Consider the following 24,635-nt stretch of genomic DNA (forward strand, 5'->3'; position numbering starts at 1 on the left):
GCGGCTCCGTCATGTCATCAGGCCGGCGGCCACGGTCGCGCCGAGCTCCCAGCACGCCTGGAGGTCGTCCTTCGACGGCGTGGCGGTGACCAGCACGTGGTCGGCGACCCGGGTCCAGCCCAGGCCCTTGGTGATGCCCTCCACGGCACGCACGGCGCCGGACATGTCGCTGTTGCCGTGCACGTACAGCCCGTACGGGCGGCCGTGCGTCGCGTCCAGGCACGGGTAGTAGACGAGGTCGAAGAACACCTTCAACGCGCCGGACATGTAACCCAGCGAGGCCGGCGTGCCGAGGATGAGGCCGTCGGCCGCCAGCACGTCCACGGCGGTGGCGGCGAGCGCGGGGCGGCGCACGACCTCGACGCCCTCGATCTCCGGCGTTGTGGCTCCGGCCACAGTCGACTCGAACATCGCCTGGAGATTGGGCGAGGGCGTGTGGTGCACGATCAGCAGTCGGGGCACCCGCACGACGATGCCACACCCGGGACCGATCGACGGTGGGTAGCCGCGCCGGGGGCGAAAACCGTGCTGCCAGCACGATTCCGGTTCGACCGGGTGACGGAGCGTGGCGGTGAATGTGCCTACGCGTCAAGGAAAAGCGGCGCGCGACGAGGCAACCGGGACGCCACCCCACTCGTCCTCCTTAGAGGAAACGCTGGTATACATGGAAGAACTGTGGACGTCACCTCAACTCTCCTGTCCGGCAGCCGGCGCAAGCGTGTGATCTACGCGGGCTGGCTGGCCGTAGGCATCGGCCTGATCGGTGCACCGCTGGTGGTCCTGTCGCTGTGGCCCGGCATCGACCACACCCCCTACTCGGCCAACACGGTCCTGCTCGCCTTCGGACTGTGCCTGTCCTCGCTCTCCTACGCGTTCGGCCGCGCGGCCGTCGCCGGCATGACGGAGAGCCGGCCCCGACCGGTGTCGGGACCGGGCAACATCCCCTACGTGGTGGCCGGCGTCTGCCTGGCCGTCGCGGTGATCGCGCTGGTCATCGCCGCGTCGACCTGAGTCATTCGACCTGAGTCATTCGACCTGAGTCATTCGACCTGAGTCACTCGAACAGGGCCGACACCTCGCCGCGCAGCGCGGCCAGCCGTGCCACGGCACGCTGCCGCGCGGCGGCCAGACCGTCCCGGTCCGGCACCGGTTCCACGATCTCCAGGTAGGCCTTGAGCTTCGGCTCGGTGCCCGACGGCCGGATCAGCACCCGCACCCCCTCGCCGCGCAGGGCCAGCACGTCGGCCCGCGGCCGCAGGTCCTCGGCACGCACCGAACCGCCCGCCAGCGACGTCGGCGGATCGGTGCGCAGCGCGGCCATCAGCTCGCCGATCCGGCTCAGCTCGGTCACCCGCAGCGACACCTGGTCGGTCAGGTGCAGACCGTGCGTGACGGCCAGGTCGTCGAGCACGTCCAGCGGCGTCCGGCCCTCCGCCTTCAGCCCGGCGGCCAGGTCGCAGGCCAGCACCGCGGCCGAGATGCCGTCCTTGTCCCGCACGTAGTCGGGGTCGACGCAGTGGCCGAGCGCCTCCTCGTACGCGTAGACGAGACCGGTGCCGGCGCCGTCGCCCGCCCGCACGAGCCACTTGAAGCCGGTCAGCGTCTCGTCATAGCGGGCGCCGTGCGCGGCGGCGATCTTCGACAGCAGCGAGGACGACACGATCGTCGTCGCCACCAACGCCCCGGAAGCGTCCATTGTGGACAGAACGTGCTCGCCGAGCAGCACCCCGGTCTCGTCGCCGCGCAGCATGCGCCACGACCCGTCCCGCTCCCGCACGCCCAGCGCGCACCGGTCGGCGTCCGGGTCCAGCGCGACGGCCAGGTCGGCGTCGACCTCGGCGGCCAGCGCCAACAGCAGGTCCGTCGCGCCCGGCTCCTCCGGGTTCGGGAACGACACCGTCGGGAAGTCCGGGTCCGGCTCCTGCTGCCGCGCAACGAAGTGCACGTCGGTGAAGCCGGCCGCGGCCAGCACCTCGGCCAGCGTCGAGGCCCCCACGCCGTGCATCGGGGTCGCGGCCACGCGCAGCGTCCGCACCCCGCCGGTCGGCAGGCTCGCCGCCCGCGTCACGTACGCGGCGACCTCGTCGGCGGACACGGTCGTCCACGTCTGCGCGCGCGGCACTGAGACCGCCGCCGGCACCTGGGCGATCGCCGCCTCGATCTGGCGGTCGGTCGGCGGCACGATCTGCGCGCCGTGCTCTATGTAGAGCTTGTAGCCGTTGTCGGCGGGCGGGTTGTGCGACGCCGTGATCTGCACGCCGGCGACCGCGTTCAGCCGCCGCACCAGGAACGCCGTGACCGGCGTCGGCAGCGGGCCGTCCAGCACCCGCACGTCGAACCCGGCCGCGGCCAGCACCTCGGCCGCGGCCCGGTGGAACAGCTCCGAGCCGTGCCGCGCGTCCCGCCCGACGACCACGACGCCGCCGCCGTGTCCGTTGCGCCGCAACCAGTCCGCAAGGCCGGCGGTGGTCCGCACGACCACCGCCTCGTTCATGCCGTTCGCCCCGGCGCGCACCGGCCCGCGCAGCCCGGCCGTGCCGAACGTCAGCGGCCCGGCCATGCGGTCGGCCAGGTCGTCGATCGACGCCTGGTCACCGGCCATCGCCTTGGCCACGACGCCTTGCAGCTCGGCCCGGGCGTCCTGGTCGGGGTCGTCGGCGATCCACCGGAACGCGGTGTCACGCAGCGCCGGCGAAAGGGTCATACCTTCGCCACCAGGTCACGCAGCAGGGTGCCCATGTCGGTGGCGGCGAGCCGGCCGGCCTCCAGGACCTCCTCGTGGTTGAGCGGCTCGCCGGTGATGCCGGCCGCCAGGTTCGTCACCAGCGACAGGCCGAACACCTCCGCGCCGGCCGCCCGAGCGGCGATCGCCTCCAGGACCGTGGACATGCCGACCAGGTCCGCGCCCATGGTGCGCAGCATCCGGATCTCGGCCGGCGACTCGAAGTGCGGGCCGGGCATCGCCGCGTACACGCCCTCCTCCAGGTCGGGGCGGATGCCGCGGGCCACGTCGCGCAGCCGCGAGGAGTACAGGTCGGTCAGGTCCACGAACCGGGCCCCGACCAGCGGCGACTTGGCGGTCATGTTGAGGTGGTCGCTGATCAGCACCGGTTGCCCGACGCTCATGCCCTGCCGCAGCCCGCCGGCCGCGTTGGTCAGGATGATCGTGCGCACGCCGGCGGCGGTCGCGGTCCGCACGTTGTGCACGACCGGGTCGATGCCGAAGCCCTCGTACAGGTGGGTGCGGCCGAGCATGACCAGGACGCGGTTGTCGCCGACCTTCAGCGAACGGATGGTGCCCCCGTGCCCGATCGCGGTCGGGGCGCGGAAGCCCGGCAGCTCCGGCATCGGCACCTCGTGCTCGGCCTCGCCGATCACGTCGGCGGCCGGCCGCCAGCCGGAGCCGAGCACCACGGCGACGTCGTGCTGGGCGACGCCGGTGCGCTCGACGAGCGCCGCCGCGGCGGCGGTCGCCAGCGCGTCGGGGGAAATGGGGTCTTCGCTGATACCGGTCACGCGGGCGAGCCTAAATCACCCTCAGCCGGCCACCTGGAACTGCCGGTAGATCTGGTTGAACAGCACCTTGCCCATCGGGTCGTTGACCGGGGTCTTCACCCCGACCACCCACAGGTCGTTGCCCTTGACCAGCGCCATCGCGGTCGTCCCCGGCGGCGATCCGCCGGCGACGTCCTGGCTGTAGTCGAGCTGTTGGGCCTGGGTGAAGCCCGGCACGTCGATGGAGACCACCGGCCGCATGCTCACCCCCGACAGCTTCCGGATGGCGGTGATGTAGGTGGCGACGTTGGTGAACTTGGGGAAGCGCTGCACGGACAGCTCCCGTGAGCCGTCCTTGCTGATGTAGAACACCACCGCGCGCGCCGGTAGCAGGTCCGTGGCGTCGCGGGTCTGCTTGAACTGCTGCCAGTCGTTCGGCACGTCCACGGTGAAGTTGCCGCCGGTGGGGCCGGTCAGGGTCACGGCGTTGCCCTGGGTGGGCGTGGTCTGGATCGGGGTGGCGCCGGGCGAGGTCGGCAGCGAGGTCGGCGTGCCGCCGAACGCGACGGCCGGCGGCAGCAGCGCCTGGCCGCCCAGGTAGCGGGTCAGGACGAAGCCGCCGCTCATCGACAGCACCACGATTATCGCCGCGACCAGCGCCAACACCGCCGTGGCGAGCTTGCCGCGGCGCTTGCGCGGCGTCGGTGGCCGCGGTGTCGGCGCGTTGGTCACCATGAACGGCAACGGGCCCGGGTCGCTGGCCAGCGGCGTGTCCGTGGGCGCGACCGGAGCCTTCGGCGGCGCGAACTGCTTGGACAGCGAGGGACGGGTCGCCTTCGGCGGCGGCGCCACCGGCGGGGCGTCCGTGCCCGGCATCGGGAACAGCACCGTGCCCGGCTCCGCCAGCAGCGGCCGCAGCCGGCGGCGCACCTCGGCCAGCGTCATCCGGGCGCTCGGGTCCTTCACCATGAGGCCGGCGATCACCGGCTCCAGCGCACCGGCCGCCGACGGCCGCGGCACGTCGCCGTGCACCACCTCGGTGACCGTGGCCAGCGGGTCGTCGTCGGCGTCGTACGGCGGCACGCCCTCGACGACCGCGAACAGCGTCGCGCCCAGGCTCCACAGGTCGGCCGCCGGCGTGACCTCCTGGCCCGACGCCACTTCCGGCGCGATGTAGGCCGGCGAGCCCAGCATGATGCCGGTGCTGGTCATCGTGTTCTCGGCGACGTTGCGGGCGATGCCGAAGTCGGTGAGCTTGATCTGGCCGCTGTCCCCGACCAGCACGTTGCCCGGCTTCACGTCACGGTGCGTGATGCCGGCCCGGTGCGCCGCCTCCAGACCGGCCGCCACCGCGTCGGCGACCGCCGCCGTCTGCTGCGTGTTCAGCGGACCCTGCTGGCGCACCACCTCCGCGAGGCTGCGCGAGGGCACCAGCTCCATCACCACGAACGGCTCGCCGTCCTGGCGCGCGATGTCGTGCAGGGTCACCACGTTCGGGTGCGACAGCACCGCGATGGCCCGGGCCTCCCGCAGGGTGCGCTCCCGCAGCGCGTCCGCCTCGCCGGCCGGGATTCCCGGCGGCAGAAGGACTTCCTTCACCGCGACCTTGCGCTGGAGGAACTCGTCGTAGGCCGCCCACACCGTGCCCATCGACCCGTTGCCCAGCACGTGTTCGAGCCGGTAGCGACCGGCGATCACGCGGGATCGGTCGTCCTGCGGGGGTTCCGGCGTGGCCATGCGGCCATTCTCCACGAGGCGTGTCTGACCAGTGTTTCAGGCCCGCAGGCCGGCCAGGACCACCTTGGCCAGCGCGTCGTCGGCGCTCGCGCCGGGGCGGCAGACGACCATGGACAGCAGTTCGAGGACGGCCCGCGGCTCCACGTCGGCGCGGACGGAGCCCTCGTCCTGGGCTTCCTTGACGACTCGGAGCATCACCTCGTGCAGCCGTGCGACCGGCTGGGCGACCACGGGATCGTCAATGGGCACCGACTTGAGCACGGCGAACGGCTCCAGCACGGCCTCGCGCACGTAGACGAGCAGCACGTCCCAGCGGGGCAGGTCGCTGTCGGCGGCCTCGGCGACGGCCGCGGTGAGCCGGCTGACCACATCGCAGCTGATCAGGGCGAGCAGCGCCGCGCGATCGGGGAAGTGCCGGTAGAGCGTGCCGACGCCGAGCCCGGCCTCCCGCGCGATGTCCTCCATGGGCACGCACTCGCCGGCGGCCATGAAGGCCCGGGTGGCGGCCCGCACGATCAGCTCGCGGTTGCGCCGCGCGTCGGCCCGCACCAGGTCCTCCCAAGAAGTGGAATCTCGGATTCACCTTAGGCTAGCATCGGGGCCTAAACGGAATCTCTGATTCACCTTCAGGGGGAGACATGCGAATCGGACTGCACGTGGACAGCGTCGGCCGCGCGCTGGACGACCTGGTGGCCGAGACGGAGGCGGCTCGGGCCGTCGCGGACGTCGTCTACCTGAACGAGACCGTCGGCTGGGACCCGGTGACCTTGGCGGCGCTGATCGGCGCGCGGGTGCCGGCCGTCGAGGTCGGCACCGGGGTGACGCTGACCTACCCGCGTCATCCGCGGGCGTTGGCCCAGGCGGCGCTGAGCGCGCAGCAGGCGACCGGCAACCGGTTCGTCCTCGGGGTGGGGCCGGGCCACAAGGCGCCGATGGAGGAGCGCTTCGGCATCAGCTACGACAAGCCGGCGGCCCATGTCCGCGACTACCTGACCCGGCTGCGGCCGCTGCTGGACGACACCTCGGGGCTTCCGGGCGCGACCCGGCCCAAGCTGCTGCTCTCGGCGCTGGGCCCGGTCATGCTCGGCATCGCCGACGAGCTGGCCGACGGCACGATACTCGTCTGGACCACCGCCCGGGGCGTGGCCGAACTGGTCGCGCCTCGCCTGCACGACAAGGAAATCGTGCTCGTGGCCCAGGTCGGCGTCACCGATGACGCGGACGCGCTGCGGCAGCAGCTGGCCGCCGGCCTCGGTCCGGTCAAGCAACTTCCGAACTACCACCGGCACCTCGACCGCCAGGGCCTGGCCACCGTCGCCGATACGGCCATCCTCGGCGACGAAAAGGTTGTGGCACAAGAGATCCGACGGCTCGCGGACGTCGGCGTCACCGAGCTGGTGGTCAGCGTCGCCGGCGACCGCGAGCGAACCCTGGCGGCCCTGAAGGCTTAACTCCGGCCGATGCCGGCGTACACGTCGGGCTTGCGGCTGCGCAGCACCGAGCCGCGGACGAAGCCGGCCACGGCGGCCAGCAACAGGATGCCGGGCAGGATCCAGCGCAGCGGCGAGTCGCCGGCCGTGCCGAGCAGCACGTCGAAGTTCCAGATGATCAGCACCAGCACCACCAGCAGCGACACCGCGGCCAGCGCGGGCGCGACGGTGCGCCGCCACAGCGGCTCGTCGTGCTCGCGCCGGCCGAAGAAGCCGATCACCGACACCGAGACAGCGCCCAGCACGAAGACCACGCCGACCGAGGCCATCGTGCCCAGCCAGGTGAACAGCTCGGTGAACGGATCCCGGCCGGTGATCGCGAAGACCGCCACCACGACCAGGCCCAGCGCGGTCTGCAACAGCGAGCCCGCGGCCGGCGCGCCGGTGCGGCGATTGGTGCGGGCCAGCGTCTCCGGCAGCACGCCCTCGCGTCCGAGCGCGAAGAAGTAGCGGGCGATCGCGTTGTGGAAGCTCAGCAGCGAGGCGAACTGGCTCGTGAGGAACAGGACGTAGGCGAGGTCGGCGAAGGTGCTGCCGAGCCGCTGCGCGTTCAGGCCGAACAACAGGCCGGGGCCCTGCGACTGGGCGGCGCCGACGATCTGGGCCGGGCCGGTCGCGTCGGCCATCGCGAGCGCCGACACGGTGTACAGCACGGCGGTGAGCAACACCGCGAGATATGTTGCGCGGGCGACGGTCTTGCGAGGATCGCGCACTTCTTCGCTGTAGGTCGCCGCGCCCTCGAAGCCGGTGAACACGGCGATCGAGAACGCGAACACCGCGCCGACTCCGGTCGTGAACAGGCTGCTCGGCGCGAGCGGCGCCAGCGACGGCGCGCCACCACCGGCGGGGGAGCCGAGCAACGCCACGTCGGACACCACGATCACGGCGCACTCCAACAGAAGCAGCACGCCGAGCACCCGGGCGTTCAGGTCCACCCGCAGCACGCCGAGCGCGCCGACGACCAGCGCGCACACGATGCCCCACAGCCACCACGGCGTGTCCAGCCCGAGCAGCGGGTTCAGCCAGTTCGACAGCGACCAGCCGAACAGGCCGTACACGCTGATCTGGATCGCGTTGTACGCCACCAGCGCGACGAACGAGATGGCCACGCCGCTGGAGCGGCCCAGGCCGTTCGCGACGTACGGGTAGAACGCGCCGGCCCCGGTGATGTACCGGCTCATCGCGGCGTAGCCGACCGCGAACAGCAGCAGCGCGGGCGCCAGCAGCACGAACGACAGCGGCACACCGACGATGCCGGTCACCGCGTAGGTCGCGGTCACGCCGCCGGCGATCGCGTACAGCGGTCCGGACGCGCCGACGACGAAGAACAGAATTTGCACAACGCCCAGCCGCGGACGGGCGAGACCACGTTCCCGCAGCGGTGTTCCGGTAGCCACCGACTTTTCTCCCCAGGGCAGTCATACCACTGACGGCGGCCGATCGTAGCCATTCGACAGCGGTTCTCCCAGCCGCTAGTTTGGCCGCCCGTGGCGTTTACGAACTCCCGTCCGCCGCTGGTCGAGGCCCTGTTCTTCCTGGCCCACGACGAGTTCACGGGAAAGTCGCAGGTGGCGCGGCCGTCGCTGGAGATATGTTTGAGCGGCGCAATTTTTTGTGACCTATTGTTCACCGGCCGGATATCGGTCAACGACGGCTGTCCCGCGGTCACGGGAAAACGCGGCCGCGGCGATCGGGCGTCGGCGGCGGTGCTGGCCGAGATCGCCGCCGAGCCGGCCGGCCATCCGCTGCGGGAGTGGATCGACCACCTGCGGCCGTCGGTGGTGGGTCTGGTCGTGGACCAGCTCGCCGAGGCCGGACTGATCACTCCGATCAGCGAGCGGACCCTGCTCCGCCGCACGCACCGGTACCCGCCGACCGACCTGCTGGTCGCGGCGGCCGGCCGGACCGAGATCCGGGCCGCGGTGCTGGGGCCGGCCGGCCCGGACGTCTACAACGTGAGCCTCGCGCTGCTGGCCTGGCAGCTCGGCCTGGACGACGTGTGCGAGCCGCAGGCGGACCGGCGGATGCTGCGGTCATGGCTGGACCGCGCGGCCAAGCCGATGCCGCCGGCCGCGACTGAGGTGCTGACGGCCGTGGAGGCCGCGCTTGCCGCCTCGGTGTACGGCGGCGAGCGGCGCTGAGGTCTTTCCCCGCGGCAGCGGCTCCGGTTGGATCGACCAAGTGACCTTGGTGATCGGTGTCGACTCGTCAACCCAGTCGACCAAAGCGCTGGTGGTCGAGGCCGAGACGGGCCGTGTGCTGGCCGAGGGCCGGTCCTCGCACCCGGACGGCACCGAGGTGGACCCGCGCGCCTGGCAGGTGGCCTGCACGCGCGCGGTGTCGGCGGCCCGGGAGAACGCGCCGGGGCCGATCGCCGCGATCGCGGTCGCCGGCCAGCAGCACGGCATGGTCACCGTCGACGCCGAGGGCGAGCCGGTGCGGCCGGCGCTGCTGTGGAACGACACCAGGTCGGCGGCCGAGACCGAGAAGCTCGTGCACCAGCACGGCGCCGACCGGCTGGCCGAGCTGACCGGCTCGGTGCCGGTGCCCAGCTTCACCGTGACGAAGCTGGCCTGGCTGGCCGAGCACGAGCCCGAGGCCGCGAACCGGGTCGACCGCGTGCTGCTGCCGCACGACTGGGTGAGCTGGACGCTGTCCGAGCCGGGCACGCAGCCGGCGACCGACCGGGGCGACGCGTCCGGCACCGGCTACTTCTCGCCCCGAACCGGGGAGTGGCTGCCCGACCTGCTGGCCGAGGCCTTCGGCGGCCGCACACCGGGGCTGCCCCGCCTGCTGGGGCCGGCCGAGGTCGGCGGCCGCACCAAGGAAGGCGCCCTGGTGGCGGCCGGCACCGGGGACAACATGGGGGCCGCCCTCGGGCTCAACGCCGGGCCCGGGGACGTCGTCGTGTCGCTGGGCACCTCCGGCACGGTCTTCGCCGTCACCGAGCAGGGCACCGCCGACCCGACCGGCTTCGTCGCCGGCTTCTGCGACGCGACCGGCCGCTACCTCCCGCTCGTCTGCACGCTCAACGCCGCACGGGTGCTGACCACGACCGCGTCGCTGCTCGGCACCGACGTCGCCGGCCTCGACGAGTTGGCGCTGCGCGCCGAGCCGGGTTCCGGCGGCCTGGTGTTCGTGCCCTACCTGGACGGCGAGCGGACGCCCAACCTGCCCGACGCCTCGGGCACGCTGACCGGGATCCGGCGCGGCAACCTCACGCCGGAGAACGTGGCGCGGTCCGCGGTCGAGGGCATGTTGTGCGGGCTGGCCGACGGGCTCGCCGAGCTGCGCCGGGTCGGCGTGCAGGCGCGGCGGGTGCTGCTCATCGGCGGGGCGGCGCGGTCGGCGGCCGTGCAGGCGGTCGCGTCCGGGCTGTTCGACGCGCCGGTCGAGGTGCCCGAGCCCGCCGAGTACGTGGCGTTGGGCGCGGCCCGGCAGGCGGCCTGGGCGCTGTCCGGCGCGGCGGAGCCGCCGGACTGGCCGGTCCAGGGCGTGGGATTGGCGGCGACCGGGGGCGGGGCGGCGGTGCGGGCCGCCTACACGGCGGCTGTCGCCCAGATGCACGGGCCCGTAGGCTAGGTGATCAACAGGCGGAGGAGGCGTTTCATGGCCCGGGTCACCACGCTCGTCACCATGCTGATGTTCAGCGTGTGGTTCGCGGGCGCCGCCGAGGCGCAGACCGAGACACCGCCGCCCGGGCCGTCGCTGAACCCGCCGCAGAACGTGAACTTCTCCGACGACGCCCGGACGCGGCTGATCCTCGGCGTGATCGCGGTCGTGCTGGCCGCGGTGGTCTGGTACGGCCGCCGGGTGCGCAAGAAGCGGCAGAGCAGCTGATCCGATTTCCCATCATGTGGGAGCCCGGACCGCCCGCCGACGATTTCATGATCATCGGCTGGGCGACGGCTACAGCCAGGCATAACTCCTAGGGGCACGTTGCACCGTTCGTCGCAATATCGGTGCCGGCTGGCCCTGAAGGGACCAAACTTAAGCGAGTCCCTAGCACGCTTGGTGCAGGATTGTGTGGGTGAGCCACCCGAAGGCGACCTGCCGTTCATCCGTTGAGCGGTACTCGGACGCCCTGGTGAGCCTTTCCCGGAGCATTCACGCCGAGCCCGAACTGGCCTACCGCGAGCACCGCAGCGCCGCCATGGTCGCCGACCTGGCCGAGCGCGAGGGCTTCCAGGTCGAGCGGGGCGTCGCCGGCCTGGACACCGCCTTCACCGCCACCTACGGCAGCGGTGACCTGGTCATCGGCCTGTGCGCGGAGTACGACGCGCTGCCCGAGGTCGGCCACGCCTGCGGTCACAACATCATCGCCGCCTCGTCGACCGGGGCCGCCATCGCGCTGCGCGACGTGGCCGACGAGCTGGGTGTGACGATCAAGCTGGTGGGTACTCCAGCCGAGGAGTCCGGCGGCGGCAAGGTCCAGCTGCTGGAACACGGCGTGTTCGACGGCTTCGGGCTGGCCATGATGGTGCACCCGGCGCCGTACGAGGCGGTGGCGTCGCCCTCACTGGCCATCATCGACCTGGAGATCGAGTACACCGGCCGCGCCTCGCATGCGGCCGCCGCGCCCCAGCTGGGCGTGAACGCCGCCGACGCGCTGACCATCGCGCAGGTCGCGATCGGGTTGGCCCGGCAGCACCTGGAGCCGAAACAGATGATTCACGGCATCGTCACCCACGGCGGCGCGGCCCCCAATATCGTTCCCGCCACGGCCGCCGGGCAGTTCTACCTGCGCGCGGTCGACCACGAATCGTTGCAGCGCCTGGTCGACAAGATCGAGGGCTGCTTCACCGCCGGCGCCGTCGGCACCGGGTGCTCGCTCGAGATCAGGCCGATCTCGGCGGAGTACCAGGAGCTGGCGCCGGACCCCTGGCTGGCCTCGGCGTACCGCGAGGCCGTCACGGAACTCGGCCGTGCGCCGATGAGTCCGCAAGACGAGCTGCTCCGCCTGACCGGCAGCACCGACATGGGCAACGTCACCCGAGCGTTGCCCGGTATCCACCCATCAATTGCGATCGACTGCGGAGACGCGGTGAACCACCAGCCGGAGTTCGCCGCCGCCTGTGCCACCCCCAGCGGGGACCGTGCCGTGTTGGACGGCGCGCTCGCGCTGGCGTGGACAGCGGTGGCGGCGGCGACCGATCCCGCCCAGCGGGAGAGGTTGCTGACCGGCGCCGGTAGCCGCGTGGCACGCGCTGGAGGTGCGGCGTGACCGTGCTGGACTCGCGGCCGGAACTGCCCAGGGAGGGCGGCGGCCGCCGGCACGAAGAAGGGTCCGACGTGCTGATCACCGATTCCGGGGTCAGCATGTCCGACGTGGCGGACCTGGGCGCCGGGCGCGGCCCGGCCTGGCTCGACGAGTGGCTGGCATCGGGTGCGGCCGACGTCGTGGCGTGGCGACGGCACATCCACGCCCACCCCGAGGTCTCCCGGCAGGAGCACGACACCACCGAGCTGTTGGCCGGCGTGCTCAGGTCGGTCGGCCTGCACCCGACCGTGCTGCCCGGCGGCACCGGCCTGATCTGCGACATCGGCTCCGGCGAGCGCTGCGTGGCGCTGCGGGCCGACATCGACGCGCTGCCGCTGACCGAGAACACCGGCCTGCCGTTCTCCTCGGTGAACGAGGGCGCCTGCCACGCCTGCGGCCACGACGCCCACACCGCCGTGCTGCTCGGCGCGGCGCTGGCCCTGGCCTCCGCGCCCGAGCTGCCCGGCCGGGTCCGGCTGATCTTCCAGCCGGCCGAGGAGTCCATGCCCGGCGGCGCCCTGGACGTGATCGCCGCCGGCGCCCTCGACGGCGTGGACCGCATCTTCGGCCTGCACTGCGACCCGCGGCTGGAGGTCGGCCGGGTCGGCACCCGCGTCGGCGCCATCACCTCCGCCGCCGACCTGCTCGAACTCAAGCTCACCTCGCCCGGCGGGCACACCTCGCGGCCGCACCTGACCGCCGACCTCGTGCACGCCCTCGGCACCGTGATCACCGGCCTGCCGGCGCTGCTCAACCGCCGCGTCGACCCGCGGTCCGGCACCGTACTGACCTGGGGCGCCGTGCACGCCGGCCAGGCCGCCAACGCCGTGCCCCAGGACGGGCTGCTGCGGGGCACCCTGCGCACCGGCGACCACCACGTGTGGAACGAGCTGGAGCCGCTGGTCAAGGACCTCGTGCAGTCCCTGCTGTGGCCCACCGGCGTCGGCTTCGAGCTGGAGCACCGCCGCGGCGTGCCCCCCGTGGTCAACGACGCCGAGAGCACCGCTGTGCTGCGCGCCGGCATCGAGGCCGCGCTGGGCGAGGATGCCCTGGCCGGCACCGAGCAGTCCTCCGGCGGCGAGGACTTCGGCTGGTACCTGGAACACGTCTCCGGCTCCTTCGCCCGCCTGGGCGTCTGGTCCGGCGAGGGCCGCCAGTACGACCTCCACCAGCCCACCTTCATCCTCGACGAACGCGCCCTCCTCGTAGGCGTCCGCGTCCTGGTCCACGCCGCCCTAACCGCCCTCGCCTAGGGGTTAGCGGGGGCCGGGGTCGGCGCGCCAGCCGACGCCGGCGAGGACGTCGTCGGGCTTGGGGACGGGGAGGAAGATCACGAAGGTGGCGGGGCGGGCGGTCGCCAGTTGCATGCGGCCGCCGTCGGCGTCGACGAGGGCACGGGCCAGGGCGAGGCCGACGCCGGTGGAGCCGTGGCCGGACACGCCGCGTTCGAAGATGTGGCCGGCGAGTTCGTCGGGGACGCCGGAGCCGTTGTCGGTGACCTCGATGACGGCGGTGCCCTCGCTGATGCGGGCGCTCACGGTGACGGTGCCGCCGCCGTGCTGGAGGGCGTTGTCCAGCAGCACGCCGATGGCCTCGCGGAGCCGGGCGGGGGTGGCGCGGACGACGAGGGTGTCGGGCACCTTCATCCGCAGCACGCGACCGTCGGCCCGCAGCCGCTGACGCCACTCCTCGACGATGCCGGGCAGCTCGGTGGCCAGGTCGAGGGCCTCGGCCCCGAGGGCCCGGGCGGCCCGGGCGGCGGCGAGCAGCTCGTCGAGGACCTCGGCCAGCCGGTCGGCCTGTTCGAGCGCGGCGCCGGCCTCGGCGGCGGTCTCCTGCTCGGGGTGCATGGCCAGCGCCTCAAGCCGCAGCTGGAGGGCGGTCAGACGGCTGCGCAGCTGGTGGGAGACGTCGCCGACGAGTTCCCGTTCCCGGGTGATGAGCTGGGCCAGCGCGGCGGCGGAGGCGTCGAGCGCCGAGGCGAGGGCGTCGAGCTCCTGCACGCCGTGTCGACGGGGGTCGGGGCGGAAGTCGCCGTCGCCGAGCCGGGTGGCGCGCTCGGCGACCCGCTGGAGCGGCTCGGCGAGCCGGCGCGCGGTGAGGGTGGCGACAACGGTGCCGATGCTGACCGACAGCACGAGCAGGAGCATGACCAGCCCGCCCTCGCTGAGCTGGCTGCTGCGCATGTTGTCGTCGGAGATGGACAGCTCGACGGAGCCCCGCGGCACGGTGTTGGCCGACGAGGTGACGGTGCCGCCGCTGATGGGCGTGCCCAGCGAGTGGATGTTGCCGTTCTGGTCGACGACCTTCAGGTAGCCCTGGCGCGGCACGGCCGGCCGCACCGCCTCGAGGTCGAGCGTCGACCCCCGGGCGTACTGGTCGTCGATCTGGTCGGCGATGCGGCTGGCGGTCTCCTGCTGCTGGGTCCGCACGGTGTTCTCGACCAGCAGCACGGTCGTGTACACCAGCGGCCCGCCCAGCGCCAGGCCGGTGACGGCGACCGCGAGCAGGATCGCCTGCAGGATCTTCTTGCGCACGGCTTACTCGGAGTTGAAGCGGAACCCGACCCCGCGCACGGTCGCGATGCGGCGCTCGGCCGCCTTGGGCGAGCCGTCGCCGAGCTTGCGGCGCAGCCACGACATGTGCATGTCGAGGGTCTTGCTGCTCTTCAGCTCGGGGCCGCTCCACACGTCGGACAGGATGTCCTCGCGGGTCACGACCTGGCCGGCGTGCTGCATGAGCACACGCAGCAGCTCGAACTCCTTGTTGGCCAGCTGGAGCTCCCGCCCGTCCACGGTGACCCGGCGGGCGGCCAGGTCCATGCGCACGCCGTTGACCTCGACGGTGCCCGGCGCCCGGCGCCGCAGCAGCGCCCGGATCCGGGCCAGCAGCTCGGCCAGCCGGAACGGCTTGGCCACGTAGTCGTCGGCGCCGGCGTCCAGGCCGACCACGAAGTCGACCTCGTCGGCCCGGGCGGTCAGCATCAGCACCGGCACGCTGCGCCCGCCGGACCGCAGCCGGCGGCAGACCTCCAGGCCGTCCATGCCGGGCAGCCCGAGGTCCAGCACGAGCAGGTCGACGCCGCCGGCGGTGGCGGCGTCCAGGGCGGCCGGGCCGTCGCCGACCACGTGCACGGCGTAGCCCTCACGGTGCAGGGCCCGCGACAGCGGATCGGCGATCGCCGGGTCGTCCTCGGCCAGCAGTACCACGCTCACGCCCCTCAGCGTAGGCGTGACAACATCCAACCTGTGTCAACCATTGGTGCTGACTTGGCCCTGGCGTTGCGGCTGGCGGACGCGGCCGACGCGATAACACTGTCCCGGTTCCGGGCTCGTGACCTGCGGGTGGAGCGCAAACCGGACCGAACGCCGGTCACCGACGCCGATGTCGCGGTCGAGGACGCCGTGCGCGAGATCCTCGCCGCCGAGCGCCCCGACGACGCGATCCTGGGCGAGGAGCGCGGCGGAACGGCTGGACCAGGGCGAACGTGGGTGCTCGACCCGATCGACGGCACCAAGAACTTCCTGCGCGGGGTGCCGGTGTGGGGCACCCTGGTCGCGCTCGTGGTCGACGGTCAGCCCCAGGTCGGCCTGTGCAGCGCGCCGGCGCTGACCCGCCGCTGGTGGGCCGCCGCCGGCGAGGGGGCGTGGACCTGCGACCCGCTCGCCGAGCCGCGACGGATTTCCGTCTCGGGCGTGTCGGCCATGGCGGACGCCTACCTCACCACCACCGACCTGGGCGCGTGGACCGAGCACCACTCGCGCGAGGCCTACCTGCGCCTGGCCGACGCCTGCTGGGAGAGCCGGGCGTTCGGCGACTTCTGGTCGCACTGCCTGGTCGCCGAGGGCGTCATGGACATCGCCGCCGAGGCCATCGTCAACCCGTGGGACGTCGCCTTCGCGCAGATCCTGGTCACCGAGGCCGGCGGCCGCTTCACCGACCTGACCGGCAAGCCGGACTACTCCGCCGGCTCGGCGCTGAGCACCAACGGCCACCTGCACGACGAGTCGCTGCGGCTGCTGGCTCGCTAGGCGGGTGGTGTGGCCTGCGCCGGGGCAGCCGGTGCGGCCTGGGCGGGGGCGGCCGGCGCCGGTGCGGATTGGGCGGGGGCCGGGGTGTCGGCGGGCGTGGGGAGCAGGCCGACAGCGCCGCGGGCGACCTGGGCCCAGGTGAGTCGGCCGAACAGGTAGTGGCAGGCGACCTGTTCGTTGGTGAAGCGGGCCCAGTCGTAGCGGTTGCCCTGCTCCCGCCAGAACACCTCCCAGGTGACGGCGTTGTCCTCGGCGGCCGGCTCCTCGCGCAGCAGGCACCAGGCGTTGTCGGCCTCGGTGCCGACGGAGACGACCTCGGCCGGCACGCCGACGGTCTCCAGCCAGGTGGTGATGGACTCGGCGTTCATGCGACAGCCTCCAGGTAGCCGAGCGCGACGAGGTCGGCGGCGGGGTAGACGGACCGGTAGCGGACGCCGCCGCCGGACTGGCCGAACCAGGCGGCGCTGATGGTCTGCCACATGGGGAGCGGGGCCAGCACCTTGTAGCGCCGGTAGCCGGCGTCGAGGTGCTCGGGCGGCAGGGCGCGCTGGGCGTAGGGGGTGCCGTCGGAGCTGAACACCCGTCCCTCGGGGGTGCCGAAGCGGTCGATGACGGCCCCGGGTTCGAGCACGACGGCCTCGCCGGCGTCGCAACCGCCCTCGGGGAACAGCTCGCCGGGCGGCCACGCGTATTCGGCCCGGCGGTCCTCGGTGCCGGCCCGGACCAGGAAGCGGCGGTCCCAGTCGCGCTCGTTGCCACCGCCGAGAGGGTCGTAGCCCTCGGCGACCCCGCTCTCCTCGCCGGTACGGGGCGCGGGTTCTTCGGTGCCGACCGCGCTGAGCTGCTGGATCAGCCCGGACTCGGGGTGGTCGTGCGGCGCGAACCGCAGACCGGCGGCGTAGTCGACCTCGGCCGGCGGCGGCGGTAGCTGACGCGCGGGCCGCGAGCTGGGGGTCGGCATGTGGCCGATGGGGAACATGTAGACCATGAACAGGCCGGGTGCGACGGTCGGCCGCTTCACGACGGGCTTGATCTCGGGCCGTGCATGGTCGAGGAACACGCCGGCGACGTCACCGGGACCCGGTCGCCGCGTGGTGTTCACGATCGCGGCGGCACCCGCGCCCTGCGCCCCGGGCTGCTGCACGAACGCCTGCCCGGCACCGGCCTGACCAGCCCCAACACCGCCAGCCCCGACACCGCCAGCACCTGGCCCGCCGGCCAGGCCCCCGCCACCAGCCCCGCCCGCACCAGGGCCACCGGGCAGACCGCCGGCCCCGCCCGAGCCAGGGCCACCGGCAAGAAGGCCGCCGCCAGCACCAGGACCCCCAGCCCCACCGCCGCCGGCGAACACGCTGCCGGCACCGGGCTGCCCGGGAGCACCGGGAGCCCCTGGCTGCCCGAAGGTCGGCGGCACCGGACCACGCGGCCCCGGCATCCCCGCCGCGCCGCCGCCGGCCGGCGCGGAACCGACGGGTGCCGGACTATCCGTGGCCGGAGGAGTCCAGTACGTGCCACCACCGCCACCGCTGGCCGGCGGCTGGTAGACCGGAGCCTCCGGGGCGGGCGGCGGCGTGTACACGGGGGCCGCCGACTGCACGGTGGTCGACTGCGGCACATGCGGCGCGACGTGCACCGGCCCGGTCGGAGTGGGATCGGAGTAGACCGGCGGCGGCGAATAGCCACCACCACCCTGAGGCCCGTAGTTCGGCGGCGCGGCGGCGTTGATGATGTGCTGCGGGACCGGCCCGGTCGGCGCGTCGGCCCCCGGCGTGGCGCCGGCGGGACGGGCGCCGCCGACCGGGAACTGCCCGGTGGGGGAGTCGTCGCCGAGCGGACCGGGATGGCTGCCGGGCAGCATCGGCAGCCCGGTCCTGGGGTCGATCACCTGACCGGTCGTTTTGTCGACATATTGACCTGTCGTCGGGTCCAGCGCGACCTGCGGCGACGTCCCGGACATCAGGTCGTCGACGTTCGGCAGCCCGTCGGCCAGCCCGAGCAGGCCGCCGCCCGGCCCGGTGCCCTTGTGGGCGCCGGTGAAGCCGGAGGGAGCGTCGGCGCTGACGGTCGGCGAGGTCAGGGTGGACGGATTCACGTCCTCGGCCAGACCGCCGAGGATGCCGTTGATGTCGGCGCCGGCCCCGGACAACAGGGTGCCCAGCCCGGCCTTGGACTGGTCGCCGGGCACCGCGTGGGCGGCCCCGCTCTGCTGCGACACGGCCGTCAGCTTGCGCACGATCGCCACCTTGGCCGCGCCGATCTTCTGCGCGGCCTGCTCCAGCCGGTCGGCGGCGGCCAGGCAGCCCTGCACGGCCTGCGTGAACTTGGCGTTCTCGCCGTGCACGAACTTGCCCCAGAACTTGTCGGCGGCCTCGGCGGCCTGCCCGCTCATCGCGCCGAGCGCGGCGCTGGCGGTCGTGTCGGCGTCCTTGGCCAGCGTCGTCAGCTTGGCCGCGGCGGTGCGCCAGGCCTGGGCGGCGGTGTGCATGGCGGTCTCGTCGGCCTGCGGCCACTGCACGCCGACCTGCCCGGCGATCTCGGCCAGGTCGGCCGGCAGGGTGATCCCCATCGGTGGTGCTTCCCCTCAGTCCGAGTCAGTCCGGGCGTCCGGTGGCGATGACCTGGTCGGCCGACCGGTGGATGTGGGCGTGGTCGGCCAGCCGGCCGCCGACGTCCGACAACTGCCCCGGCAGGGCCTTGACCAGCTCGAACGTCGCCTCGGCGGCATCGGTGTAGCCGCTGGCGAAGCTCTGTCCCACCGAGTCGGTCCCCCAGCACTGGCCGGCGGCGGCCAGCGCGTCGGCCAGCTCCTTGGCGATCGACTGCGCGGTGTCGGACAGGCCGTCGAGCTGGCCCGCCCGATCGAGCACGAGGTCGACGTCGGTGCTGAAGCCTCCGGTGTTCACGCGTGCCTCCCGTCGGTCAGCCAGCTGCGGTTCTCGAAGCTGTCGTCCTCGCGGGACCGGCGCGAGTGCCGGCCCGGCTCCGGCTCGGGCTCGATCTCCGACTGGGTCAGGTCGGCCCGGCCGGTCAGCACGGCGTCCGGATCCGTGCCGGCCGGCAGCACCGGGGCCAGCTGATCGTGCATGCGTCTGGTCGCGCCCGCGACCGCGACGTCGGTGGTGCGGACGATCAGCTCGGCCAGCTCGGCCGGCCGCAGCCGCTGGTAGGCCCGGTCGTCGATGGTCAGGTCGACCAGCGTGCCTCTGGGCCCCACGGTCACCGTGACCAGCTCGTCGTGGCTCGTCGCGGTCTCCCGGATCGAGGCCAGGCCCCGCTGCACGGCGACCAGCTGCTCGCGGCTGCGCCGGTAGTCGGCCATGAGCTGGTCGACCTCGGCCTGGTGGTCAACTGGCACCCCGGTACCTCCAGCATGGTGGGCACGTCAGAGCTTCGGACGTCCGTTGTCCGCGTTCGGTTCCACTCTTTCGGGTAGGAATGAGCTGTGATCGCTTTCGAGGACCTGCCGGCCGGCCGCGTGGTCGAGCTGGGCAGCACCACCGTCGACCGGGACGAGATGCTCGCCTTCGCGGCCCGCTTCGACCCGCAGCCGTTCCACCTCGACGAGGAGGCCGGCAAGAACTCGGTGCTCGGCGGCCTGTGCGCGTCGGGCTGGTTCACCATGTGCCTGTGGATGCGCGCGTACGCCGACACCGTGCTGCTCGACTCCACCTCGCAGGGTTCGCCCGGCGGCAAGGACCTGCTCTGGCCGGCCCCGGTGTTCCCCGGCGACAAGCTGGACTTCTCGCTGGAGGTGTTGTCGGCGCGGTTGTCCAAGAGCCGGCCCGAACTCGGCCTGGTGGAGATCCGCGCGCAGGCCGACCGGGACGGGCAGCCGGTGCTGCGGTCCACCTTCACCGGCATGTTCGGCACAAGGGGCTGACCACGGCATGCGTTGGCTGCACCTGGCCTCGGCGGTGGCGGTCGCGGCGGGCACGGTCCTGTGTCCGCCGGACAGCACGGCCCCGCTTCGACAACTGGTCCACGACCTGATCGCCGCCGGCGCGCCCGGGGTGATCGTGCGGGTCGACGACGGCCACGGGCGTCCGGTGGAGATCGCCGAGCAGGCCGACTGGACCGCGAAGGACCACCGGCTCGCCGCCGGAGACGAGTTCCGGATGGGGTCCAACACCAAGACCATGATGGCCACGCTGGTGTTGCAGCTGGTCGCCGAAGGCCGGCTCGCGCTGACCGATCCGGTGCAGAAGTCGTTGCCGGACAAGGTGCCCAACGGCCAGGCGATCACCTTGCGCATGCTGCTCAACCACACCAGCGGCCTCGACGACTACACCAGCGTCCCCGCGATCGAGCCGGCCATCCTCGGCCTCGACCCGCACCCGTGGACGAACGAGGAGTTGCTCGCACTCGGCGCGCAACTGCCGCCGCTGTTCCCGCCGGGCGCGCAATGGTCGTACAGCAACACCAACTACGCCGCGATCGGAGCGATCCTGGAGCGGGTCACCGGCCAGAGCCTGGCCGACCTGGTGCGGGACCGGATCGCCCGGCCGCTCGGCCTGCGACACACCTTCTTCGCCACCGACGGCTCCTGGTCCGCGCCCTACGTGCGCGGCTACGAGGCGGACGCCGGTCATCTGCCGCCGCAGATGCCGACCGAGGTCGGGACCATCGCCGGGCCACGGCACGACGGTCATGTCGACGTCTCCGGCAATCCCGTGCGCTGGGGCGGGGCGGCCGGTGCGGTCGTGTCGACCGCTCAGGACTGGGCCCGGTTCTTCCAGGCGTTGATGTCGGGCCAGCTGATCCCGGCCGCGCAGCTGGCGCAGATGCGGGACACCGTAGGGGTTCCGGGTCATCCGGAGGCCGGCGCCGGACTGGGCATCGACAAGGTGGCCGGCCCGTGCGGCACGACGTGGAGCCATGACGGGGGAGTGCCCGGCTATCTGAGCGTCAACCTCACGGACAGTACTGGCGATCGCTCCGCGTCCGTGTTGATCTCGACGGAGTTGTTCAGCGAGTTCGACGCCGAGCCGCAGCTGGCCGCCGCCAGCAAGGCGATGTCGAACGCCGCGACCTGCGCCATGTTCGACCAGCCGGTCACCGTAAGCCCGAGCTGACGGCCTCGTGCACGGCTCGGGCCAGCGCCGCGCCGACGCGGGAGCGTGGCCCGCCGTAGGGCTCCACGGGGCCGAAAGTGGGGCACAGTAAGACAATCGCGTCGGTGGCGGTGCCGGTGCCGGCGACGCCGGCCTCGAACAGGGCCTGGGACTTGGCCTCGGTCACGGTGGCGACGGCGTTGACCAGCGCGGCCGGGCTGAGCCGGATCGGTAACCGGCAGACGGCGTTGATGGTGCCGATGCGCTCCCCGGCGGCGTCGGGCGCGGCGGCCCAGGTCGGGTCGCCGACGCCGGTGGTCACCTCGGCGGTGACGCCGCGCTCGGTCACCGACACGACCTTGCGCACGTCGACCGCGGTGAGCAGCCCGGTGCCGGGGCCGGTGAGCTTCAGCTCGGCGGCGATCTCGGCGACGTGCTGGTCGGGGTCGAGCCGGTCGTAGCCGTGCGGCACGGTCGCGTTGAGCACCCAGCCGCGTTCGCCGACGCCGCCGCCGTAGGGCGCGGAGGAGATGGCCAGCCGGGGCCGGTCGAACCGCCACACCAGCACGGGTGACGACTCGACGTAGGTGATGATCACCGGAGGTCTCGGCGCACCAGGGCGCGCTTGATGCCGCGCCGGCCGATCAGCTCGAACCCGGCGTCCAGGAACATGGTCAAGGTGCCGTGGTAGAGGGTGCTGACCTGCTTGCGGTCGCCTTCTGTGTCCGTTGGATAGCCCTCGATGCAGCGGGCGCCGTGCTCGGCCGCGTAGGTCACGGCGGCGCCGAGCAACGAGCGGGTGATGCCGGCGCCGCGGGCCTCGCGGTGCACGAAGAAGCAGGTCACGGACCAGACGTCGGAGAGGTCTTCCCGAGGGTCGGGCGGCGCCGCGACCGCCGACCGGTCCAGCCGGATGTGCGCGAGCCGAGGCGCGACGGCGGCCCAGCCCACGGCCCGGCCACCGGCGTCCAGCGCCAGCAGCCCCACCGGCTCTCCCGAGCTGACCAGCTCGCCCAGCGCCTGCCGGTTGGACTCGCCCTTGTTGCGCTTGAAGTCGTTGGCCGTGCGCCGAAACCACATGCACCAGCAGCCGCTGGCCCCGCCCTGTGGACCGAGCAACTCCTGCAACGCGGGCCAGGTCTGCTCGGTCAGGGCGACGACCGTGGCCTCGACTCCGGTGCCGGCACTCATCCGGCCAGGGCCCGCACGACCCGGGACGGGCTCGGCCGCCCCAGCCGCTCCGCCATCCACGCGCTGGTCGCGACCAGCTTGTCCAGGTCGACCCCGTGCTCGATGCCGAGACCGTCCAGCATCCACACCAGATCCTCGGTGGCCAGGTTGCCGGTCGCCGACTCGGCGTACGGGCAGCCGCCGAGGCCGCCGGCCGACGAGTCCACTGTGGTCACGCCGAGCCGCAGCGCGGCCAGCGTGTTGGACAGCGCCTGGCCGTAGGTGTCGTGGAAGTGCACGGCCAGGTTCTCGACGGACGGGAAGCCGCCGACGACCGCCTCCACCTGGCCCGGGGTCGCGACCCCGATGGTGTCGCCCAGCGACAGCTGCGAGCAGCCCATGTCCAGCAGCCGGGTGCCCACCGACACCACCTGCGCCGGCTCGACGTGCCCCTCCCAGGGGTCGCCGAAGCACATCGACACATACGCCCGGACGTCCAGGCCCTCCTTGCGGGCCCGGGTCACGACCGGCTCGAACATGGCGAACTGCTCGTCGAGGGTCCGGTTGAGGTTCTTGTTGGCGAACGTCTCGGTGGCGCTGCCGAAGATCGCGATGTGCCGGACGCCGGCGTCCAGCGCCCGGTCCAGCCCGCGCTCGTTGGGCACGAGCACCGGGTAGGACACGCCGGCCCGCTGCGCCAGCCCGGCCAGCAGCTGCTCGGCGTCGGCCAGCTGCGGCACCCACTTCGGGTGCACGAAGCTGGTCGCCTCCAGCACCGACAGGCCGGAGTCGGCCAGCCGGTCCAGGAACTCCAGCTTCACCGCGACGTCCACGACCGAGGACTCGTTCTGCAGGCCGTCGCGCGCGCCGACCTCCCAGATCGTGATCCGCTCCGGCAGCCCGGCGCCGGGAACGACGCTGGGCAGCCCGACCGACCGTGCGGTCATCGCTCGCTCCGGCTGTGTCCCGGATGACCGTATCCATCTTCATGGCGATCGTTGGGGTCGTCGTTGATCTCCCGGTAGAGCAGCGAGTGCACGTGCTCCACGTTCGGGATGTCGTCGAACTCCAGCGGCTCGTCCGAGGCTGACTCGATGATCAGCGTGCCCGCGCCGACCAGCCGGTCCAACAGGCCGTGCCGGAACTGCACGCTGTTGATCCGGGACATCGGGATGTCGATGCCGGTCCGGGTCAGCACGCCCTCGCGCACCATCACCCGGTGCGTGGTGAGCACGAAGTGCGTGGTCCGCCAGCGGATCAGCGGGCCGAGCACGATCCAGCAGATCACGACCAGGGCGATGGCGCCGATCGCGATCCACGCGTAGAGATGCCAGCTCTGGCTGCTGAGCAGCGCCGCGAGATAGGCGCCCGCGCCCACCGTGACCAGGAAGGTCACGATCGGCCAGAACAGCATCTTCCAGTGCGGGTGCTTGTGGATCACGACGTGCTCGTCCTGGCCGAGCAGGTCGTCTGGGTAGGCCACGGCGATTCCTCCCGAAGCTGGTGACGCCGCCACGGTACCGGTGTTCAGCCGGCGGCTGATCGCAGGTGCACCACGTCACCAGCGTGGACGCTGTGCCGGGAGCCGTCGTCGGCCCGGATCACCAGCTGGCCGTCGGCGTCGACCGCCACCGCGGTCCCCACCAGCTCGCGGTCGCCGGGCAGCTCGATCCGGATCCGCCGGCCCAGAGTCGAGCAGTGCTCGCGGTACTCGGCGTGCAGGCCGGAGGCGATCGGATCGCCGTGCTCCTGCCGCCACGCGTCGTCCAGCTCGGCCAGGTTGCGCAGCAGGCGGACGGCGATCTCGGTGCGGTCGGTGGTGGTCGCGCCCTGCTGTTCGAGGGAGGTCGCCGGCAGGCCGCCCGCGCCCGGCGGCACGTCGTCCGGCAGCGCCGCGACGTTCAGGCCCATGCCCAACACCACGCCGTCGTCGGCCTCGGCCAGCACACCCGCGCACTTGGCCGTGCCGACGAGCAGGTCGTTCGGCCACTTCAGGCCGGCGTCCACGCCGACGCTCCGTGCCGTGCGGACCAGGGCGGCGCCGGCGAGCATCGTGATCCACGGGACCCGGTGCGGCGGGACGTCCGGGCGTAGCAGCACGCTGACGTAGAGGCCGGTGTGCGGCGGCGACACCCAGGTGCGGGCCCGGCGGCCCTGGCCGGCGGTCTGCTCCTCGGCGAACAACACGGTCCGGTCCGCGGCGCCGGCCCGGGCGGCGGTGCGCAGGTCCGCGTTGGTGGAACCGGTGCTCTCGACCACGTCCACCTGCGCGTACGGGCCGGTCAGCGCGGCGCGGAGCCGGTCGGAGTCCAGGGGTTCGGGCACGGTTGCCGAGCGTAGCCTCCCGCTCCGGTCTCACCGTCGGGGTGATGTGGGCTACGTGTCAGTAACCAGGGGGGTG

General features: G+C 72.9%; 26 protein-coding genes and 1 pseudogene. 10 read left to right on the forward strand and 17 right to left on the reverse strand.

Annotated elements, in window-relative coordinates; translation table 11 throughout:
- Window positions 1–9 precede the first annotated feature (9 nt).
- Window positions 10–462: a flavodoxin family protein gene (locus ACIG5F_RS28410; RefSeq protein ID WP_396522607.1), complete on the reverse strand. Its 453-nt coding sequence runs from the start codon at window positions 460–462 to the stop codon at window positions 10–12.
- A gap of 213 nt (window positions 463–675) precedes the next feature.
- Between ACIG5F_RS28410 and ACIG5F_RS28415 the strand changes: the two genes are divergently transcribed.
- The gene (locus ACIG5F_RS28415; RefSeq protein WP_396522609.1) at window positions 676–1,011 is read left to right on the forward strand and encodes a hypothetical protein; all 336 of its coding nucleotides are present in this window, start codon (window positions 676–678) and stop codon (window positions 1,009–1,011) included.
- 43 nt (window positions 1,012–1,054) lie between these two features.
- Here the strand turns inward: ACIG5F_RS28415 and ACIG5F_RS28420 are convergent, their stop codons facing one another.
- Genes ACIG5F_RS28420 through ACIG5F_RS28435 form a run of 4 tightly spaced genes read right to left on the reverse strand, consistent with a single transcriptional unit; the run spans window position 1,055 to window position 5,781 of the window.
- Window positions 1,055–2,704 (reverse strand): phospho-sugar mutase, encoded by a 1,650-nt coding sequence (locus tag ACIG5F_RS28420; protein ID WP_396522610.1) that lies wholly within the window; start codon window positions 2,702–2,704, stop codon window positions 1,055–1,057.
- On the reverse strand, window positions 2,701–3,516 hold the full coding sequence (locus tag ACIG5F_RS28425) for a purine-nucleoside phosphorylase (RefSeq protein ID WP_396522612.1): 816 nt from the start codon (window positions 3,514–3,516) through the stop codon (window positions 2,701–2,703). The genes ACIG5F_RS28420 and ACIG5F_RS28425 overlap by 4 nt, the downstream gene beginning before the upstream one ends.
- A gap of 21 nt (window positions 3,517–3,537) precedes the next feature.
- Window positions 3,538–5,232 (reverse strand): serine/threonine-protein kinase, encoded by a 1,695-nt coding sequence (locus ACIG5F_RS28430; RefSeq protein WP_396522614.1) that lies wholly within the window; start codon window positions 5,230–5,232, stop codon window positions 3,538–3,540.
- A gap of 36 nt (window positions 5,233–5,268) precedes the next feature.
- A complete protein-coding gene (locus ACIG5F_RS28435; protein WP_396522616.1) occupies window positions 5,269–5,781 on the reverse strand; it encodes a TetR/AcrR family transcriptional regulator in 513 nt (170 codons plus the stop codon).
- A gap of 89 nt (window positions 5,782–5,870) precedes the next feature.
- On the opposite strand from ACIG5F_RS28435, the gene ACIG5F_RS28440 reads away from it, so the two are divergent.
- Window positions 5,871–6,683 (forward strand): LLM class flavin-dependent oxidoreductase, encoded by an 813-nt coding sequence (locus tag ACIG5F_RS28440; protein WP_396522617.1) that lies wholly within the window; start codon window positions 5,871–5,873, stop codon window positions 6,681–6,683.
- Here ACIG5F_RS28440 and ACIG5F_RS28445 read toward each other — a convergent pair.
- Complete coding sequence (locus ACIG5F_RS28445; RefSeq protein ID WP_396522619.1) at window positions 6,680–8,119, reverse strand: APC family permease; 1,440 nt, start codon at window positions 8,117–8,119, stop codon at window positions 6,680–6,682. The genes ACIG5F_RS28440 and ACIG5F_RS28445 overlap by 4 nt on opposite strands.
- 90 nt (window positions 8,120–8,209) lie before the next feature.
- Between ACIG5F_RS28445 and ACIG5F_RS28450 the strand changes: the two genes are divergently transcribed.
- The 5 genes from ACIG5F_RS28450 (at window position 8,210) to ACIG5F_RS28470 (ending at window position 13,235) form a co-directional block, all read left to right on the forward strand.
- A complete protein-coding gene (locus tag ACIG5F_RS28450; RefSeq protein WP_396522620.1) occupies window positions 8,210–8,863 on the forward strand; it encodes a GPP34 family phosphoprotein in 654 nt (217 codons plus the stop codon).
- A gap of 40 nt (window positions 8,864–8,903) precedes the next feature.
- Window positions 8,904–10,304, forward strand: a complete 1,401-nt coding sequence (xylB, locus tag ACIG5F_RS28455; RefSeq protein WP_396522622.1) for a xylulokinase — start codon at window positions 8,904–8,906, stop codon at window positions 10,302–10,304.
- Window positions 10,305–10,331: 27 nt separating this feature from the next.
- The gene (locus ACIG5F_RS28460) at window positions 10,332–10,562 is read left to right on the forward strand and encodes a hypothetical protein (RefSeq protein WP_396522624.1); all 231 of its coding nucleotides are present in this window, start codon (window positions 10,332–10,334) and stop codon (window positions 10,560–10,562) included.
- Window positions 10,563–10,752: 190 nt separating this feature from the next.
- Window positions 10,753–11,946: a M20 family metallopeptidase gene (locus tag ACIG5F_RS28465; protein ID WP_396522626.1), complete on the forward strand. Its 1,194-nt coding sequence runs from the start codon at window positions 10,753–10,755 to the stop codon at window positions 11,944–11,946.
- The gene (locus tag ACIG5F_RS28470; RefSeq protein ID WP_396522628.1) at window positions 11,943–13,235 is read left to right on the forward strand and encodes an amidohydrolase; all 1,293 of its coding nucleotides are present in this window, start codon (window positions 11,943–11,945) and stop codon (window positions 13,233–13,235) included. The genes ACIG5F_RS28465 and ACIG5F_RS28470 overlap by 4 nt, the downstream gene beginning before the upstream one ends.
- 3 nt (window positions 13,236–13,238) lie before the next feature.
- Here ACIG5F_RS28470 and ACIG5F_RS28475 read toward each other — a convergent pair whose 3' ends face one another.
- Window positions 13,239–14,519, reverse strand: coding sequence for an ATP-binding protein (locus tag ACIG5F_RS28475; protein ID WP_396522630.1), 1,281 nt, complete (start codon window positions 14,517–14,519; stop codon window positions 13,239–13,241).
- 3 nt (window positions 14,520–14,522) lie between these two features.
- Entirely contained in the window at window positions 14,523–15,197 is a 675-nt protein-coding gene (locus ACIG5F_RS28480) for a response regulator transcription factor (protein ID WP_396522632.1), read from the reverse strand.
- Window positions 15,198–15,239: 42 nt separating this feature from the next.
- On the opposite strand from ACIG5F_RS28480, the gene hisN reads away from it, so the two are divergent.
- A complete protein-coding gene (gene hisN / locus ACIG5F_RS28485) occupies window positions 15,240–16,013 on the forward strand; it encodes a histidinol-phosphatase (RefSeq protein WP_396522812.1) in 774 nt (257 codons plus the stop codon).
- 98 nt (window positions 16,014–16,111) lie between these two features.
- Here hisN and ACIG5F_RS28490 read toward each other — a convergent pair.
- The 4 genes and pseudogenes from ACIG5F_RS28490 to ACIG5F_RS28505 form a co-directional block, all read right to left on the reverse strand.
- Window positions 16,112–16,381: pseudogene (locus tag ACIG5F_RS28490) on the reverse strand (hypothetical protein); the annotation flags it as partial.
- A complete protein-coding gene (locus ACIG5F_RS28495) occupies window positions 16,378–18,579 on the reverse strand; it encodes a glycohydrolase toxin TNT-related protein (RefSeq protein ID WP_396522634.1) in 2,202 nt (733 codons plus the stop codon). The gene ACIG5F_RS28495 and the pseudogene ACIG5F_RS28490, both read right to left, overlap by 4 nt.
- A gap of 25 nt (window positions 18,580–18,604) precedes the next feature.
- Complete coding sequence (locus ACIG5F_RS28500) at window positions 18,605–18,916, reverse strand: hypothetical protein (RefSeq protein WP_396522636.1); 312 nt, start codon at window positions 18,914–18,916, stop codon at window positions 18,605–18,607.
- Entirely contained in the window at window positions 18,913–19,368 is a 456-nt protein-coding gene (locus tag ACIG5F_RS28505; protein ID WP_396522638.1) for a YbaB/EbfC family nucleoid-associated protein, read from the reverse strand. The genes ACIG5F_RS28500 and ACIG5F_RS28505 overlap by 4 nt, the downstream gene beginning before the upstream one ends.
- A gap of 87 nt (window positions 19,369–19,455) precedes the next feature.
- Between ACIG5F_RS28505 and ACIG5F_RS28510 the strand changes: the two genes are divergently transcribed.
- Window positions 19,456–19,893, forward strand: a complete 438-nt coding sequence (locus ACIG5F_RS28510; RefSeq protein WP_396522640.1) for a MaoC family dehydratase — start codon at window positions 19,456–19,458, stop codon at window positions 19,891–19,893.
- A gap of 7 nt (window positions 19,894–19,900) precedes the next feature.
- Window positions 19,901–21,085 carry a serine hydrolase domain-containing protein gene (locus ACIG5F_RS28515; RefSeq protein WP_396522642.1) on the forward strand — a complete coding sequence of 395 codons (1,185 nt, stop codon included), beginning with the start codon at window positions 19,901–19,903 and terminating at the stop codon, window positions 21,083–21,085.
- Here the strand turns inward: ACIG5F_RS28515 and ACIG5F_RS28520 are convergent.
- From ACIG5F_RS28520 to ACIG5F_RS28540, 5 genes are read right to left on the reverse strand one after another with little or no spacing between them, the layout of a single operon-like run.
- The gene (locus ACIG5F_RS28520; protein ID WP_396522644.1) at window positions 21,066–21,662 is read right to left on the reverse strand and encodes an adenosylcobinamide amidohydrolase; all 597 of its coding nucleotides are present in this window, start codon (window positions 21,660–21,662) and stop codon (window positions 21,066–21,068) included. The genes ACIG5F_RS28515 and ACIG5F_RS28520 overlap by 20 nt on opposite strands.
- On the reverse strand, window positions 21,659–22,255 hold the full coding sequence (locus tag ACIG5F_RS28525; RefSeq protein ID WP_396522646.1) for a GNAT family N-acetyltransferase: 597 nt from the start codon (window positions 22,253–22,255) through the stop codon (window positions 21,659–21,661). The genes ACIG5F_RS28520 and ACIG5F_RS28525 overlap by 4 nt, the downstream gene beginning before the upstream one ends.
- Window positions 22,252–23,181 carry a hydroxymethylglutaryl-CoA lyase gene (locus ACIG5F_RS28530; protein ID WP_396522647.1) on the reverse strand — a complete coding sequence of 310 codons (930 nt, stop codon included), beginning with the start codon at window positions 23,179–23,181 and terminating at the stop codon, window positions 22,252–22,254. The genes ACIG5F_RS28525 and ACIG5F_RS28530 overlap by 4 nt, the downstream gene beginning before the upstream one ends.
- A complete protein-coding gene (locus ACIG5F_RS28535) occupies window positions 23,178–23,717 on the reverse strand; it encodes a PH domain-containing protein (RefSeq protein WP_396522649.1) in 540 nt (179 codons plus the stop codon). Before ACIG5F_RS28535 ends, ACIG5F_RS28530 begins: the two co-directional genes overlap by 4 nt.
- Window positions 23,718–23,761: 44 nt before the next feature.
- Window positions 23,762–24,559 carry a biotin--[acetyl-CoA-carboxylase] ligase gene (locus ACIG5F_RS28540; protein ID WP_396522651.1) on the reverse strand — a complete coding sequence of 266 codons (798 nt, stop codon included), beginning with the start codon at window positions 24,557–24,559 and terminating at the stop codon, window positions 23,762–23,764.
- Window positions 24,560–24,635 lie beyond the last annotated feature (76 nt).

This window comes from Kutzneria sp. NPDC052558 (assembly GCF_044547355.1).
Taxonomy (GTDB): domain Bacteria; phylum Actinomycetota; class Actinomycetes; order Mycobacteriales; family Pseudonocardiaceae; genus Kutzneria.